16 protein-coding genes are annotated in these 16,761 nt (G+C 49.3%); 13 read left to right on the forward strand and 3 right to left on the reverse strand.

All coding sequences use genetic code 11. From position 1 onward, the window contains the following. Positions 1–67: 67 nt before the first annotated feature. The gene (locus ACJJI1_RS04855) at positions 68–769 is read right to left on the reverse strand and encodes a glutamine amidotransferase-related protein (protein ID WP_444907202.1); all 702 of its coding nucleotides are present in this window, start codon (positions 767–769) and stop codon (positions 68–70) included. Between the two features lie 315 nt (positions 770–1,084). Between ACJJI1_RS04855 and ACJJI1_RS04860 the strand changes: the two genes are divergently transcribed. The 4 genes from ACJJI1_RS04860 (at position 1,085) to ACJJI1_RS04875 (ending at position 6,292) form a co-directional block, all read left to right on the forward strand. After that, the gene (locus tag ACJJI1_RS04860; protein ID WP_444896033.1) at positions 1,085–2,686 is read left to right on the forward strand and encodes an AbgT family transporter; all 1,602 of its coding nucleotides are present in this window, start codon (positions 1,085–1,087) and stop codon (positions 2,684–2,686) included. Between the two features lie 736 nt (positions 2,687–3,422). Continuing rightward, positions 3,423–4,481 carry an AraC family transcriptional regulator gene (locus tag ACJJI1_RS04865; RefSeq protein WP_444918253.1) on the forward strand — a complete coding sequence of 353 codons (1,059 nt, stop codon included), beginning with the start codon at positions 3,423–3,425 and terminating at the stop codon, positions 4,479–4,481. Between the two features lie 397 nt (positions 4,482–4,878). Then, complete coding sequence (locus ACJJI1_RS04870; protein ID WP_413663408.1) at positions 4,879–5,133, forward strand: hypothetical protein; 255 nt, start codon at positions 4,879–4,881, stop codon at positions 5,131–5,133. Positions 5,134–5,185: 52 nt separating this feature from the next. Then, complete coding sequence (locus ACJJI1_RS04875) at positions 5,186–6,292, forward strand: YHYH protein (RefSeq protein WP_444911572.1); 1,107 nt, start codon at positions 5,186–5,188, stop codon at positions 6,290–6,292. Positions 6,293–6,375: 83 nt separating this feature from the next. On the opposite strand, the gene radA is transcribed toward ACJJI1_RS04875, so the two are convergent. After that, positions 6,376–7,770: a DNA repair protein RadA gene (gene radA / locus ACJJI1_RS04880; protein ID WP_444896030.1), complete on the reverse strand. Its 1,395-nt coding sequence runs from the start codon at positions 7,768–7,770 to the stop codon at positions 6,376–6,378. Between the two features lie 261 nt (positions 7,771–8,031). Here radA and ACJJI1_RS04885 point away from each other — a divergent pair, with 261 nt between their 5' ends. From ACJJI1_RS04885 to ACJJI1_RS04925, 9 genes are all read left to right on the forward strand, one after another. After that, the gene (locus tag ACJJI1_RS04885) at positions 8,032–8,475 is read left to right on the forward strand and encodes a pseudoazurin (RefSeq protein ID WP_444934237.1); all 444 of its coding nucleotides are present in this window, start codon (positions 8,032–8,034) and stop codon (positions 8,473–8,475) included. Between the two features lie 13 nt (positions 8,476–8,488). Further along, a complete protein-coding gene (locus ACJJI1_RS04890) occupies positions 8,489–9,286 on the forward strand; it encodes an oxygen-binding di-iron domain-containing protein (protein ID WP_108734605.1) in 798 nt (265 codons plus the stop codon). 81 nt (positions 9,287–9,367) lie between these two features. Beyond that, the gene (locus ACJJI1_RS04895; RefSeq protein WP_444958701.1) at positions 9,368–9,715 is read left to right on the forward strand and encodes a hypothetical protein; all 348 of its coding nucleotides are present in this window, start codon (positions 9,368–9,370) and stop codon (positions 9,713–9,715) included. Positions 9,716–9,823: 108 nt separating this feature from the next. Then, positions 9,824–10,312 (forward strand): DUF411 domain-containing protein, encoded by a 489-nt coding sequence (locus ACJJI1_RS04900; protein WP_444907198.1) that lies wholly within the window; start codon positions 9,824–9,826, stop codon positions 10,310–10,312. A gap of 11 nt (positions 10,313–10,323) precedes the next feature. After that, positions 10,324–12,117, forward strand: a complete 1,794-nt coding sequence (locus ACJJI1_RS04905) for a copper resistance system multicopper oxidase (protein WP_444958702.1) — start codon at positions 10,324–10,326, stop codon at positions 12,115–12,117. Continuing rightward, complete coding sequence (locus tag ACJJI1_RS04910; RefSeq protein ID WP_444958703.1) at positions 12,110–12,856, forward strand: copper resistance protein B; 747 nt, start codon at positions 12,110–12,112, stop codon at positions 12,854–12,856. Before ACJJI1_RS04905 ends, ACJJI1_RS04910 begins: the two co-directional genes overlap by 8 nt. Before the next feature lie 191 nt (positions 12,857–13,047). Beyond that, a complete protein-coding gene (locus ACJJI1_RS04915) occupies positions 13,048–14,274 on the forward strand; it encodes an alpha/beta hydrolase (protein WP_444958704.1) in 1,227 nt (408 codons plus the stop codon). Positions 14,275–14,323: 49 nt separating this feature from the next. Further along, entirely contained in the window at positions 14,324–14,815 is a 492-nt protein-coding gene (locus tag ACJJI1_RS04920; protein ID WP_444958705.1) for a DinB family protein, read from the forward strand. A gap of 458 nt (positions 14,816–15,273) precedes the next feature. Next, positions 15,274–16,293, forward strand: a complete 1,020-nt coding sequence (locus tag ACJJI1_RS04925; protein WP_444958706.1) for a hypothetical protein — start codon at positions 15,274–15,276, stop codon at positions 16,291–16,293. A 163-nt stretch (positions 16,294–16,456) separates the two neighbouring features. Here the strand turns inward: ACJJI1_RS04925 and ACJJI1_RS04930 are convergent, their stop codons facing one another. After that, positions 16,457–16,756, reverse strand: a complete 300-nt coding sequence (locus tag ACJJI1_RS04930) for a hypothetical protein (protein WP_444958707.1) — start codon at positions 16,754–16,756, stop codon at positions 16,457–16,459. Positions 16,757–16,761 lie beyond the last annotated feature (5 nt).

Below are 16,761 nucleotides of genomic sequence, written 5' to 3' on the forward strand. Positions count from 1 at the left end.
TTTGTATGAGGAGAATCAAGTATAAAAAAGGTGGGCTACCCCACCTTAAAGTTTAGTTGGCGTAATGCTACTTACGTAAAAACTCCAGCATCCATCTGGCAACTGCATTTTCATGGATATCGTTCTTGAGCGACTCCTGCCCTTTATCAACCACAGCTTCACCAAAAGCCTGCCGTCGAAGCTCCATTAAGCTATTCGAGTAGGGCTTAGTAAATTCCGGATGCGCCTGGAAGCTAAGCATATGATCATCCACCTGCACCATTGCCATGGGGCAGAACTCACTGGAAGCCAGTACTCGCCCACCAAGCGGCAGCTGATCCACCTGATCCTGATGTGTTACTAAGAGACTAAAGTTGGGGGCGGGTTCAGACATCCAGCTAGGCGTCTCCTGCATTTCGTAGGTGTGCACCCCCAGCCCCCAGCCCTTATCTGACTTACGAGCCCGGCCTCCCAGTGCCTGGGCAATTAACTGGTGACCAAAGCAAATACCAATGGTCGGCTTTTTCTCACCATGTAACTTGCGTACAAAATCCATTAAGGGCGCAATCCAGGGTTTGTCGTCATAAACGCCGGTCTTGCTACCGGTAATCAGGTAAGCATCTACTTCATCTATATGGTCGGGATACTGGCCGTGCTGGACTTCGTAGGTGTTAAACTCCAAATTGGAGTCCTGGTCGCGCAACAAGTCGGCAAACATCTCCGGGTACTCCCCAAATTCGCCGACAAGCTCTTTGCGCACATCATCGGTTTTTAAAATTCCAATCTTCATTATTTTCACCGCTGAATTGACTACATAGTATTGGGATTATGGCATATCCAGTCATCAGAGACCGCTATCAGAAAGACTTACCCTGATATGACAAGCGCCATAACAGCACATCTTTCATCATAGATCTTTTACCTATCCGGGTCGTCTGATAGCTCTTTCGCCTACCGCCTAGGAGCAACATTTCTCTCTGGGCATTCTTAGCTGAAGTAGTTTTGTGTATGATCTCGGCTTTAGCACATTTTTCAGCCAACCCTTCGGCTACAAGGCGGCCCAGAGGCAATTAGGGTCGCTTGCAGTAACCACTGAGGACCAACAATGACCACAACAACCTCCCCGAGCGATCGGCAGGACAGTCCCCCAGGGCGCAAGACAGCCTTTATCCGCTTTTTAGATGCAGTGGAATGGCTCGGCAACCTTCTCCCCCACCCAATCACACTGTTCGCACTATTCGCCGTTAGCGTGATAGTCATTAGTGGTATCGCTTCTTACTTTGGCCTGTCTGTCCCCGACCCCCGCCCGGTTGGCGCTGCTGGCCGAGCGCCAGATGGCGTCATTGAGGTCTTCAACCTTATGAGTGGCGATGGACTCAGGATGATCGTTACCAGTCTGGTTAAGAATTTCACCGGATTTGCTCCTCTGGGGACAGTTTTGGTGGCTCTATTGGGGGTTGCGATTGCCGAGCACTCCGGCCTGTTAAGTGCCGCTGTTCGCGGTCTGGTACTCCAGGCTTCCAAACGCACAGTCACTGTCATAGTGGTTTTTGCCGGCATCATCTCTAATACCGCCTCTGAATTGGGCTACGTGGTACTGATCCCATTAGCCGCAATGATTTTCCACTCTCTCGGTCGACACCCTATCGCTGGCCTGGCTGCCGCGTTTGCTGGTGTCTCTGGCGGCTACAGTGCTAACCTGCTGCTGGGAACGGTGGACCCGCTGCTATCGGGGATCACAGAATCAGCAGCCCATATGATCGACCCGACCTACTCCGTGGGCCCGGAAGTAAACTGGTTCTTTATGATTGTCAGTACCTTCCTGATCACCGGAGTTGGTAGCTGGGTGACCATGAAGATCGTAGAACCCAAGCTGGGCAAGTATGATCCCAGTGAAGCGTCTGTCGACCTGACTCAAGACAAAGTTGGCACCTTGACCGACGCCGAGAAGCGCGGCCTTAAGTACGCAGGTTTGGCTGTTTTGGGCGTATCTGCAGTACTCGCTTTGACGGTGGTGCCTGAGTGGGGCGTTTTACGTAACCCCGAGACAGGCTTGGTCGCGGGCTCTCCGTTCCTTAAGGGTATCGTCTCACTGATCCTGGTGTTCTTCGCTATCCCGGGATTTGTTTACGGTAAGGTTGTCGGCACCATGAAGAATGACCGAGATGTCATTGATGCCATGGCCAAGAGCATGAACAGTATGGGGATGTACATTGTCCTGGTGTTCTTTGCTGCACAGTTTGTCGCCTTCTTTAAGATCACCAACCTGGGCACCATTTTTGCCGTTTTAGGTGCTGATGCGCTACAAAGCATCGGCCTCACTGGACCACTACTGTTCCTGTTCTTCATCATGATGTGTGGCTTTGTGAACTTGATGTTGGGCAGTGCCTCTGCTCAGTGGGCGGTGACAGCTCCCATCTTTGTACCCATGCTGATGCTGCTGGGCTACGCCCCCGAAGTAATCCAGGCGGCCTACCGTATCGGTGACTCTGTGACCAACGTTATCACGCCGATGATGAGTTACTTTGGCCTGATCATTACTTTTGCTGCGCGCTATAAGAAAGACTTGGGCATGGGTACATTGATCGCCACTATGATTCCCTATTCCATCTTCTTCTTTATCGGATGGACAGCCCTGTTCTTCATCTGGGTTTTTGCCCTGGGACTGCCCGTCGGCCCCGGTGCAGCTACTTACTATGGTGGCTAATCCACTGATTAATCAGTAATCCTAGAGCCCGCTTATGCGGGCTTTTTTGTCTCCCCAAAATGACCATACCTTTGAAATGGTCATTTATATCCGCTGGTAACTACCCAAAAAGTGTTAAAGCGTTCCTGAAATCACCAGTCATTCAAGATAGCTTTAGGCAAGGGTAAAAAAGTGGATAAATTAAGAAAAAATTATTATTCCCAGATATGGAGTCACCATAAAACAAAAAAATTTTTTTGCTGTCATAAGGGAATAAAGTTTCAATGTATTAACTTTAATTGGTATTTTTTTTCATTAGGTGACATTTTGATTATGAGCAAAAGCCAAAAGCCCTTCGAATCCACAAAAAAAAACAAGTAATATAGGCCTTGAAATAATACTTAGCGGAGACTGATAGGCGGATTACGCCAGTTTCGGCTGCCTTGTTTTAATCTCATATATTATTTTCTCAGGATGAGTCGTGTGCACTTTGTGGTAGTTAGTGCAGTAACAGTTATCCATAGCGCACAATACATATCAGGAATTCGAAATAAAACAGGCATTCGCCAATATGACGGTTTTGCAAATCCGTCAGACAATGCCCAGGAATGTGTAATCCTGGAATTTGCATTTATTTGTAGATTCCTAAAATTATCGGGCGCGCCTATCAGTTGAATATTTTCGCTCAAATAGAAGTTGCGACCCGGCACGCCTAATAATTAAATCAGGCTGGGTTCTTGGAAGGATTTGGAAGAAATTGACCCAACAAATAAGAGCTAAGCTGTTAACCGGCTTTTATGACCAAGTATCCCAGCTAAACGGCTGCCCGGAAACACTGCTTAATAGCGCCGGTATTAACCCCGAGCAGGTTGAAAAACTCGAGGGGTATCTCCCGTTGAGTAAAGTGACTGACCTTGTTGAAAAGGCCGCACGACAACTCAATTGCGCGGATTTCGGATTGAGACTGGCAAAAAGCCAGGGGGCTGCCGCCCTCAGTTCTCTTGGAGCAGCAGTATTGCAGTCGTTGACCCTCGGGGAATTCCTCAATGCTGCCGTAAAGCAATTCGCCGCCCCTCCTTATAACCTGCGAGTTGAATTGGAAGTAAAAGGGCTCCAAACGTTTATAACTTTTCATTGTTTAAATGATTTAGAAAGTTATATACCTTCGGACTCTCCATTACCTCTCGAGCTATTCCGGGAATTTCTCCTTGGGGTTTCTGTTGTCGCACTACAAATATTATGTGGTGAAAAGTTCAATCTGGAGGCGGTTCATTTAAAGTCCAAACAGCCGCTCCACGACCAATATGAAAACTTTTTTGGTACAGATGTACAGTTTTCACAAAATAGCGACACCTTGATTCTAAGTAGCGGCCAGTTGGCCCAACCGACCGAGAAGTGCAACCCGGTTTTAAGGCCTCTATTAAAGTCTTATATCGACAAAGTACTGGAACAAGGTGAATCAAACCTGATTCACCAAGTAGAACAGCTGATCTATTGCCTGATGCCGCTAAAGCGCTGCAGTCTGCAGGAAGTCGCCAATCAGCTGGGCATGCACAAGCGCACACTGCAGCGCAGGTTGCGAGATCGGGAATTGGTGTTTGAGGATATTCTCGACCGTATTCGCCGCGAACGCGCAGAACATTACCTCAGTAGAAAGTTGCCACCTATGGCCCAGATTTCCAATATGCTGGGGTATCGGGAGCAGAGTTCATTTAACCGGGCCTGCGACCGCTGGTTTGGTACCACTCCAATGAAAGTTCGCCGCAAGTTGTTGAGTGAAGCTGCGGCGAAAGCTGCACTGGAAACTGAAAGTTAAAGCCCCTTCAGAAAAATACAGAATCAGTCGTGACACAAGCCAGATTTTAGCTTGTGTCACGACTGATTAAATACCCAGCCTTTCCTACTTACTCATCCCCCTAATTCCCACCTCCACCACTGATCAATTAGAGCCTGTCAGATCTCTGGATCATTAGTCGCAAAGTGAGCTCTCCAGCCCCACACTTCTTTACAAGTTATCCACATTACTTACTCATTCCTCGACTACTTTCGATGGCAGTCCCAGGCCAATTCGAGAAGCCAGCCCTTCGCTGAGCGGTAATCGCCATTTCCCGAGTCTATAGTTTCGGGCGACAGCAATAACCTCTGTCAAAACCCAATGAGCAAAGTTGAGGCTCCAGGGACTCCCCTCAAAGTGCCTACGACAGGAGAACACGATGAAAAAAATATTTATCCCAGTAGCAGCCCTCTTACTGGCCACAAATGTATCTGCACAGCCGCGCCAGCCTCCGCAGGAAGCGATTGATGCCTGCAGCAGCTTGGCTGAAGGAGACGCCTGCACTGTCGAGACACCCAGAGGCACATTGGAGGGCACCTGCCGTATGCCCCCGCAGATTGAGCAGCTGGTCTGTGTACCTGCCGGCGGCAAGGGTAAAGGCGGCCCTCGCCCCATGGAAGATGAAGAACAGTAACTCCCAATAAATCGCAACCGGCCAGCGGTACTGTAAATCTTGAGATGTCATTATGAAGAAGTGGTTATTTGTGGGGCTTTGCAGTATTGCGCCTCTCTCGCTGGCTCACGTACCCGATAGCGCCCTGGAGGCTTGTCGAAACCTGTCCAGTGGCGCCAGCTGCTCAATGGAACTGCCCAATGGCCGAGTCAGTGGTCGCTGCCGCAACCACCCCCAATCACATGGCCTAGCTTGTGTTCCCGAGCGCAAACCGACTGCGCGCTCTACAGGAGGGGGCGCCACTGGTGGACGCCACACCGCTCGCAAACACACAGTGGTGCAATCCGATGGTCTGCAGCACACTGTTCCCGCTACCGAAGCGCCGATTACCTTTAGTGAAGTGAGTATCAGTATCCAGGGACCCTGGCGCGTTATTGAGGCCAACGGTATTTCCGAGCACAAGACTGGTACCTTCCCCAATCGCGGCAATCCCCATGAAATCGAGGTGCAGCGCTATCGTTTCCGAGTTCCGGCTATCCCCCAAGTTGCCGCTCAACCTACACCGGTTCCGTTGCAGAATTTTGGTATCGGACTGAACGGAGTGCCTTTCGACCCCAGTGCTGCGGAATGGTACTTGGGCAATCGTGGACGCTGGCGCTACGAAGCCCTATCCGGCGCGATTCAGCTGGGTGTAGACGATAACTACGCCCATGTTCAGCCCAATGGTGCCTATCACTATCACGGAATTCCCACCGGTTTATTACAGCGCCTGGGGGTATCTAAGGAAAGGCATTCGCCGCTGATTGGCTGGGCTGCCGATGGATTCCCCATTTATGCCCTGTACGCCTATGCCGATGGTTGGGAACCGAAATCCGGGATTGCGGCAATGACTTCAAGCTATCAGGTGAAACCCGGGAAACGCCCCAAGGGCAGTAGAGAACCCGGTGGTTACTACGATGGTACCTTTGTGGATGATTACCACTATGTGGCTGGCTCCGGCACATTGGATGAGTGCAACGGCAGAATGGTAAGCACCCCGGAATTCCCCAAGGGCACCTATGCCTATTTTCTAACAGAGGACTGGCCCATTATCCCACGCTGTTACAAGGGCACTCCGTCAGAGGATTTTCGTCGGGGCCCCGGTAACAACCAGCGCAAGGGAGCTACTAGGCGCCCCTAGCGCAGGAGGCTCTGAAAACTCACTTTCCCAGAGGAATACCACAAGGTATTCCTCTGTCAAAACAGCCGCCCCCGACTGGAGTGTCAGCTCATATCAATTACCGCCAGCGCTTCTGCCAGGGTTTTGACCGAGTGCATTTCCATTCCCTCGATATCGTTCTTAAGACGGTTGGCTGCAGGCACAATGGCTTTGCGGAAACCGTGTTTGGCCGCCTCGCGCAAACGCTCCTGGCCCGAAGGCACTGGGCGAATCTCGCCTGACAGCCCAACTTCCCCGAATACCACCAGATCCCGGGGCAGGACACGGTTGCGGAAACTGGAGACTACCGCCAATAACAGTGTCAGGTCGGCGCTGGTTTCCATCACCTTTACCCCGCCGACCACATTGATAAAGACATCCTGGTCCCCCACCAAGACACCACCGTGGCGATGCAACACAGCGAGCAGCATGTTCAAGCGGTTCTGGTCGAGGCCCACCGCTACCCGGCGGGGGTTGCCGAGACTGCTATCGTCCACCAGGGCTTGCAACTCCACTAACAGCGGCCGGGTGCCCTCCCACACCGAAGTCACCACAGAACCGGCTGCGATCTCCTCGGCCCTTTGCAGGAAAATGGCTGAGGGATTGGATACCTCTTTCAGGCCCTGCTCTGTCATGGCAAACACGCCGAGTTCATTAACGGCCCCAAAGCGATTTTTATGGGCCCGCAGTGTGCGGAAGCGGGAGTCGTGGGTGCCTTCGAGGAGAATGGAGCAGTCGATAATATGTTCCAGCACCTTGGGGCCCGCGAGACTGCCATCTTTGGTGACATGCCCCACCAGAATCAGCGCCGTGCCGGTCTGCTTGGCAAAGCGGGTCAGGTAGGCCGCACTCTCGCGCACCTGTGCCACAGAGCCGGGGGCCGATTGCACATCGCTCATGTGCATCACCTGGATCGAGTCCACTACCATAACCCGAGGATTCACTTCCTTGGCTGCCAGGCAAATACGCTCCACATCGGTTTCACTGAGCAGTTGTAGAGAATCCGTAGGCAGCCCCAAGCGCTTAGCGCGCATAGCAACCTGCTGGAGAGATTCCTCGCCGGTGATATAAAGCGCCGGCATTGAAGTGGCAAGATGGCACAGGGTCTGGAGTAAAACAGTGGATTTACCCGCACCGGGATGGCCACCGATCAATACAACGGAACCCGGAACCAGCCCGCCGCCCAATACCCGATCCAGTTCCGAGGCCGTAGTGGGAATACGCGGCAGCTCGCTGAGGTCGATTTCCGATAATTTTTGCACTTTGCCGGCACCAGCGGAGCCGGCGTAGCCACTTTGTGCATCGGTAAAATTCGCGGCGCGGCTGTCCTTGTGATCCGGTCCCAGGCGTACTTCCGATAGGCTATTCCAAGTGCCACAAGCACTACACTGCCCTGCCCATTTGGTGTAGTCAGCGCCGCATTCATTACACACGTAGGCAGTTTTACGTTTTGTGGCCAAAGCACTCTCCCGAAAAGTCACAGAATTGATCGGCGCACAGTTTACCCCTTATCCGGCCGAGGCGGGTGGTGCTCAGCGGTCAAAAATGACTCTCCTACACGGATCCCTTCTATTGGCATCTTCTCCTTCTAATTGGTCTATCTGCGCGATTGATCTAGATCAATTCACCCAGCCCCCTCCGAGATAACATCCGCCGCTGCCTCTACCCACTAATGGGGAGGCGCTGAACAACACTGACTAACCATCGAACAGGAAGTAAGTATGTCGTCTATTACTCTTCGCGGCGCGATTCTGGCGCTCGCCATGGCCTCGACCTCCGCCCTGGCTGCGGATCACGAAGTTAAGATGCTGAACCAGGGCAAGGACGGCATGATGACTTTTGAACCGGCATTTCTCGCAGTAGCACCGGGCGATTCTGTCACCTTCCTGCCCACTGATGCGGCCCACAACACTCACTCAGTTTTGTCCCCTGCCGAGGGCGCTACCTGGAATGGCAGCATGGGAGAAAAGGTGACTGTCACTTTGAACCAGGAAGGTGTCTACGTATACCAGTGCGACCCACATCTGCCGCTGGGTATGGTTGGGGTAATTCAGGTAGGTAAGGCAACCAACTTGGAAGAAGCCAAGAAGCATGTCGAAGGCATGAATGCCACCATCGCCATGAACAAGGAGAGGCTCACTCAATACCTCGGCCAAGTCCAATAAGAGGAGTCGCGGCGTGGACATCCTATTTGAAAAAGGTCACCACCTGGTTGCGCGGTTCGGCGATTTGGTTAAAGAGCAGAATGGCAGCGATGGGGTACAGGCCAATCAATTTGTTATTCGCCGCGGCACCAAAGGGGCGCTTATCGATCCTGGCGGCGATCTGACTTACACACACCTCACCATTGAGCTCAGCCGCCATTTGAACCTGAGCGAACTGGACCTGATCCTGGCCTCTCACCAGGATCCGGATATTATCGCCTCGCTGCCGCGCTGGATGCTGCATTCGCGCTGTAAGGTGGCAGTGTCGAAGCTGTGGTCGCGGTTTTTGCCACACCTGGTTTCCGGCTTTGTCGCCTCGCGTGCCGGTGCTGAACGCTGGCAGGAACGCATCATGCCTCTGGACGACAAGGGAGAAATTATCCCCTTCAGCGACAGCGAGATCTGGGCGCTGCCAGCCCACTTTATGCACTCCTGTGGCAACTTCAGTTTTTATGATCCGGTCAGCCGCATATTATTTTCCGGCGATATCGGTGCCTCACTCGGTGGTGAGGAGGGCGAAGTCAAAGATTTCGACGAGCATCTGCCGTCGATGGAAGGGTTCCACCGCCGCTATATGGGCGGGAACTGGACCTGTCGTCTCTGGGCCAAGATGATTCGGGAACTCAACCCCGCAATGATTGTGCCCCAGCACGGCGGTTACTTTGCTTCGGGCGATGTCAAAGAGCGCTTCCTGGGCTGGCTCGAGCGCCTCGAATGTGGGCCGGACCTGTTGCGACACCAGGACTTCCGCCTGCCCCTGGGCCGCTCTTAATCCGCCATCCCGCAAGCGGGAAGTTGCACCGGCAGAGGCCAGCCCATACACTGCGGGCTGGCTTGTTTTCTGAATACCGCCATGCACACCGGGATCTTCCGCCTATTTTTGCTCATACTGCTACTGGCCTTCGGCGGCCAGGCAGTTGCGTCATCCTGTGCGGAAACACACGAACCCCCATCGGCATCCATCGCTGCAGAAGAAAAAGGCCATTGCGACGAGGCAACCCTTGAGAACTGCAGCGACAGCCATCCCTCCAGTTGCACTGCTGAATGCAGCTGCTGTGCAGGGCCAGGCACCAGCTCTGCGGTAAACGCTCAATATAAAATCCTTGTATACAACCGCAATCTACTTGTAACTGCCTACCGGGAATTTAATTCCTCTCCAGATCCGGAAATGGCACTGCGCCCACCCATATTCCGCATTTAACGGGCCCCGTATGCCTAGGCATACGCGTACTCCCCAGTTTTACTCCAAATATTTTTTATAAATACTCGCGCGCCTGTGTGCGCCCTTAATCTCATCATCGGAGTTCATATGAATCGTTCAATTTTGGTCGCTATTGCGGCGCTACTCACAACCCTGGCATTAAGTGCCTGTGCCGAATCTTCAGACCCCAAAAAGGAAACTGTGAGCCTGACCACTTACAAATCCGCCACCTGCGGCTGCTGCAAAATTTGGGTTGAGCATGCCCAACAAAGTGGCTTTGACGTCGTAGCAAAGGATGTCGAAGACCTTAACGGCGTGAAAAAGCAGCACCATATCTCTCCGCGCTACCAATCCTGCCACACCACAGTGTCAGAACAGGGCTATGTTTTTGAAGGGCATGTACCGGCAAAGCTGATACAGCGTTTCTTGCAAAATCCACCGCAGAATGCCATTGGCCTCGCAGTACCAGGTATGCCCCTGGGCAGCCCAGGTATGGAAGTGGGCGACCGTTTTACGCCCTATCAGGTAATGCTGCTTAACAAAGATGGCAGCAGCGAAATTTACGCCGAAATCAATACGGCACAGGAGCAGTTTTAAAAGGGACATCGATGACAGAGAGCTTCCGCACCGACGCCGTATCAAGGCGTACTTTCGTCACAGGTCTCGGAGCGGGAGCCCTGCTGCTGGGGTTACCCCACAGTTCGCACCCAAACTCGCCAACAGCTTCTTCGACAGAAACCCTGCGCGGTAACCACTTTGATTTATCCATCGGGTACCGCCAGGTAAATCTTACCGGGCGCGAACGACAAGCCCTGACCATTAATGGCAGTCTACCGGGCCCCATTTTGCGCTGGCGGGAAGGGGAAACTGTCACCCTGAATGTCCATAACCAATTACCTGACAAATCCTCCCTACACTGGCACGGTGTTAGGGTACCCAGCGATATGGACGGCGAACCGGGGTTGAGCTTTAGCGGCATTCGACCTGGGCAAACATTTCGCTACCGATTCCCTGTGCGCCAAAGTGGTACTTATTGGTATCACAGCCAATCCGGGTTTCAACAACAGCGGGGGCTAATTGGGGCAATAGTCATTGATCCGATATCTCCAGAACTATTTTCTTACGAGCGGGATTATGTTGTTGTCCTATCTGATTGGAGCGATGAATCTCCCCAAACTATTTATACCCATCTAAAAAAAGACCCGGACTACTACAACCGGCAACAGCGCACGGCTACAGATTTATGGCGTGAGGTGCGCGCAAAAGGTGTCGAACAAACCTGGCGGGACCGTCATCAATGGAACTGGAAACAGCTTTCCGACCGCAGTATCTCCCAGGTCACAGGCGAGACTTACACCTACCTGATGAACGGGCATACACCCGATACCAATTGGACTGCATTATTTAAACCTGGCGAGAGGGTTCGCCTGCGATTAATTAACGCAGCTTCGATGACCTTATTCGACCTGCGTATCCCCGGCCTGAAAATGAAGGTGGTGGCGGCCGATGGACAAAATGTCGAGCCCGTTAGCGTCGATGAAATTCGTATTGGCAACGGCGAAACCTATGACGTAATTGTCGAGCCAGAGAGTGAACAGGCCTACAGTATATTTGCGCAGTCCATGGACCGCAGTGGCTATGCGCGAGGCACACTGACAAGTGATATACGTCTGAGCGCAGAGATTCCCGCGATGGATCACCGCCCAGTGCTCACCCGGCAAGATCTGGGACTAGGGAGAAAAACCGAAGAGACAGACACACACTTTAAAACAACCCAGACTGCTCACACCGAAAAACATTCCAATTTGCCCGATGCAACTGAGGGGGGATGGTTTTACGGAAACCTCGCTGCAGCGGGGCTCGGTAGTAATAGCCCTATCATTCACCAGCCAAGTGAATCCGGATTCAGGGTGGATCACCGCGCGCTGACGCCAGCAAACGGCATCTCTGACCCCGGTGTCGGACTCAGAAACCATAAACATCGTTATAACCGCCGTGTACTGACTTACAGCGACTTGCACAGCAGTGAACCCACCCAGGATGAACGGGAGCCACAGCGGGAATTACAGTTACACTTGACCGGCAATTATGAGCGCTATCTCTGGTCAATAAATGGTGAAAAATTTCGCGATGCCAGCCCATTATTATTTCGGCACAAGGAGCGCCTGCGCATTACACTGGTCAATGACACTACGCTTCCCCAACCCATGCACTTACACGGTTTTTGGAGTGAGCTGGAAACCGGCGACGGAGAGTATTTACCCCGCAAGCACACGGTGATTGCACAACCCGGATCAAGCATCAGTTACTTAGTCAGCGCCGACACCTATGGCCGCTGGGCTCTGCACAGTCAAATGCTTTACCAGAGGCCCGGTATGTATCGGGAGGTGCGCATTGTTTAAAAATGTTGCAGGGATAGCAGCAACACTATGGATACTTGCTGCCCAGGCCAGCTATGGGCAGGCAGAACCTCAGCATCAGCACCACAGCTACCAGTCCTCTGGCGAGGATAACGAAGGAGAACCCATGGCTGAAGTCAGCCTCGACTATGTGGAACTACGAGGTGATAACGGCGGGGAAATCGAGGGAGACTTCAGTTATGGCGGAGAGCAAAATAAGTTTGTTGCCGAAGTCGACTATGAGCGTAGCAGTGGGGAAATTGAAAAAAATGAACTCTGGGCGCTCTATAGCCGGGCAATTTCAGCAAACTGGAATTTCCTAATTGGAATTCGCCACGATTTTAATCTGGAGACTAGCAGCCGGAATTGGGCTGCTGTGGGTATTACTGGAGAGTCTCCCTACAAATTCGAAATGGATGCGGTATTTTTCTATGGAGAACATGGCAGTACTGCATTTCGCCTGGAAGGCGAGTATGAAATAAAGTTGGCACAGGACTGGAATCTGGTCCCACGTATCGAGCTGAACTTTTTTGGGCAGAACGATGAGGCCCGAGGTAGCGGTTCCGGCTTATCGGAAGCGGAAGTCGGCTTTCGGCTCATGTATGAAGTCACCAGGAAATTCTCACCCTATATTGGCGTCCACTATGAACGGGAAGTGGGCAATGCCGCTGATTTCGCCCGTGAAGAAGGTGAGGATGTGGACTCAACCGTATGGGTACTGGGGTTTAGAGCTTGGTTTTGACAAAATCCAACTTCTTATATCTATACAAGTTGTACCACTTCGCATCAGCTGTAACTAACTTTACCGCCTCTTCAATCTGTCATAGCATCTAATAGATCTTAATCGCCTTTTTAAAAATATTTAAATTCAGCAAGGATGCCGGTGATATGATTTCCCCCCGAATACTGTTAATCGCAGTTTCCCTACTGTGTGTGGGCCTATCAGCAAAAGCTGAAAGCCCACAGAGCCACTCTTCTGTTAGCACGACCAATCACCTGAGTTATGGTGATGAAATTCTTTTCTCATCCAGAATCTTGAGTCGTGAAATACCAATCAACATATATTTACCGCAAACGTTCCATCAAGCATCAAAGCAGCATAGATACCCGGTTATCTTTATTAATAGCACTCACGGCAAAGAATTTTTCCACGCCTTAACCGGGGTAGTAAAGCATCTAAGTAGCGTAGAACGTATGCCGGAAAGTATTGTAATCAGCCTTAATGATGGCGGTGATGAACCGGAAACCTACCTACATGGAATGTGGAAGCATACCACTGAGGAGAAGTTTAGCGCCCTGGGAAACCCTGAGACCTATAGTAAATTTCTAACTGAAGAACTATTCCCATATTTAGAAAGCAATTACCGCGCACTCAACAATAGAATGATTATTGGTGTCTCAACTAGCAGTATCTTTCCTCTCTACGCCCTAACTAACAAACCTGGATTGTTTCAGTCTTACTTCTTTTTATCTGCAGCTGACATATTTGGTATGGGGCCCACTTCAGAGAGTACTTTTATTAATGAAATAACCACAAGTATGCAGACCTCATCAAACAAGATCAATGCTTTTTATTTCGCGATGGCTGACAGTGATATGCGTAAAGATAAGCGCTATGAAAAAATCTTAAGTCAAATTAACACCAAACTTTCTCCTTACGCAAAAGAGAACCTCAAACTAAAAATAGAAATTATTAACAATGAAAACCATTACGGTGCCTTTATAAAAGCCGCGTTATCGGCTATCGAGCTTAATTATCCCCACGAAGAATGGTCCGCAAATTATCGAGAATTGATATCCCAGCCTGGTGACGCCTTACAAAATATCGATCATTTCTACCAATCACTCTCACAGAAATATGGCTTTCCTATTTTACCCAGGGCTACACGTTGGAGAAATGTTAACAAATTAAGCTATATCACCAGTTTGTTACTAAAGGATGGTCGCATCCAAGAAGCTATCAGTGTTGCAAGGCGGTGGGTGGAATATCGGCCAAACTCTATTGATGCCCACCAAAGTTTGGCCCAGGCGTTACAACAGAATGATGAAATTTCAGAGGCTTCTGATGTTTTGAAGAAAGCACTAGAAATTTCTCGCAATCAGGATAAAAGTAAAACGGCGGCGATAAATCGGCAAATAGCTGAACTCAAGCTCAATTAGCATACGATTAAAAATTGTATTTACTTAAAATAAAAGGAGATAAATATATATGGATTTCACCAGTGCTTTTCAATATAAAAAATGGGCCAACTTAGAGCTATTATCAGCTGGCGAAAAGCAACTTCATCTTCTACCCAAGGAAGATGCGAGCTTCTTTACCCGTATACTCAATCATACTGCGGTGGTCGACAGCCTATTTATAAGCCGCATTACCGAAACACAGGAGCTGTTTTCTTCAGATAACACCATTGAGACACCTACGATTCCAGAACTAAGAGAGAGAATGAATAACAATGATTCCTGGCTAATCAACTTCTCTCAAACAGCAACTTTATCCGATCTTGAGAGAGTAATTAATTTTCATTTTACGGACGGGGATTCTGGGCAACTGTCAATCTATGAAATTTTTGTGCATTTATTGACCCATGGCAGCAATCATCGAGGAATGGCATCGCGAACGCTATCTTCGAAAGGCTTGGAAAGGCCAAAAGATACTTTTACCCGCTTTCTACATGAAGCTGAGCCTCAAAGACGAAAATAGTAAGCACTTACAATATCAAATCTAAGGGCCAATTATAGAAAGTTATTTTTAGGAATAAAAGCAATAAAACAATGAGGGCTGTGTTAAATTTTTTTTGCAATCTTCTGATTTCCTCAAACAACTAATTTATAGGTTTCCATTCAACAAACAAGAACAAATAAATTTAACATGTTAACATTAGCAATCTGCAATAAGACCTAAGTAGCTAGGTAAGCGGATTAAGCTACTTGTCATTTAGTTCACTCGTACCAATATTGAAAATAGTATTAATAAGGAAAACCTAAAAAGATCAATAAGATAGAATTGATACAACAAAGACTATAAACTGACAAGACACTATAATTTTACATGCCGCAATGTGGGGTTAAGCACCAATTTCCTGGGGTAACAACTATTAAACAAAGCCCCAAATAAGACTTAGATAGAGCATCATATTTAGCAATAAAAGGAGTTTATCTTTGAAGTACCTTCAAATTTTATCTATTTGCACTGGCATTTTGACTACAACTTCCATTCCTCTGGTAGCAGAAGAAGTAGAACCCACCCCGGCAATGGATTTAAAAGAGCCACCAATGGTGATAATCCATGGACCTATATCCATCCCAGTCTTGGCTGACCCAAGAAATGTCGTTCCTGATCATCTAGAAGCATTTGGTTTCTATCAGTCAGGATGGGAAAAAGACGACATTCCGGATGCTGCGAAATTATCAACTTTTGTCAATATTGACTATGGAAAAGTTGACACATATATGGATGTTGCAAAAAGCAGTGGCACCAAAGTCTGGATATCACTTCAATCAATTTTCTTTAGTGGTTATGATGACGGCTATAAAAAGAACGATGATTATTATGAAAGTTGGTTAGAAGCCAAGGAAAAACTAAAACCTTACGAAGATATGATCTATGCGTTTGATCCTCTTGACGAGCCATATCATCGCTCTGACATGGACAATGATGACTTAAAGGAGTACCTGGAGGAAATAGGGCTTCTACTCAAGGCGGATTTCCCCAATGCACGTAGAGGTATAACTTTTACAAAAGATACCGTCGGAGAAATGAAGAGTAAATACAAGGGAGAATGCGTTAGAATCTGCTCCAGATTACCAGCCCCCCCAAATAATTATGATTTATTTGGCGCGGATTACTACAAGCATAAAAATTTTCAGTCCGATGTTGTTAACGACCTTATGTATGCAACACAAGACATGGATGTAAAATACCACATAGTACCCCGCGCATTTAAAACCGACAGTCCAAGCTATAGTGTCATGACTGAAGAGGAGTTAGTTCTCCGTGCTTGGGATGCTTATGATTTTGCTGCAAGCAATGAAAAAATTGTAACAATCTTTCCCTTTGTCTGGCGCACAGCTGGGAATAATGAACATGATGAATACAGTTATTATGGTGTAAAAACTCTGCCACTTGTAAGATCACAGTATGAGATTCTTGGAAAAGCAGTTGCAATGTTTAGAGACTAAAAGGAAATAATATTTTCCAGGACGTCCACTTCTGAATAAAAAGTTGGGGTTACCGGAACTTCACTCTGGTAACCCTATGCTTAGCAATTTAAATTACACCCAACCTGAGCCACAAATCACAATACATTTGCCCCCTCCTTCGAGTATAAACTTCAAATCCGAGCTATTTAGTCACTAGGTTTAAATTATCAGCTGCCCTCACTTCATCTTTCCACCAGGCCTTTGTTGCTTTGGAAGATTGCAGGCGAACAGCCTCTCCAATGATAGGCGTTACCAAAGTGACACCCTGATCTTTGGCTGCCGCCTGTGCGCGCTCCAGGGGTTCATACCAATCGTGTAGGGCAAGATCAAAAGTACTATTGTTGATAGGCAGTACTGCTCCCCCACCAAGTTCCAGATGCGCTGTACACTCTCTTCGAGAGGCCTGAAAAGGCCAAAAGATACTTTTACCCGTTTTCTGCATATAAT

The sequence above is a fragment of the Microbulbifer maximicatervae (SeqCode) genome, from assembly GCF_052467065.1.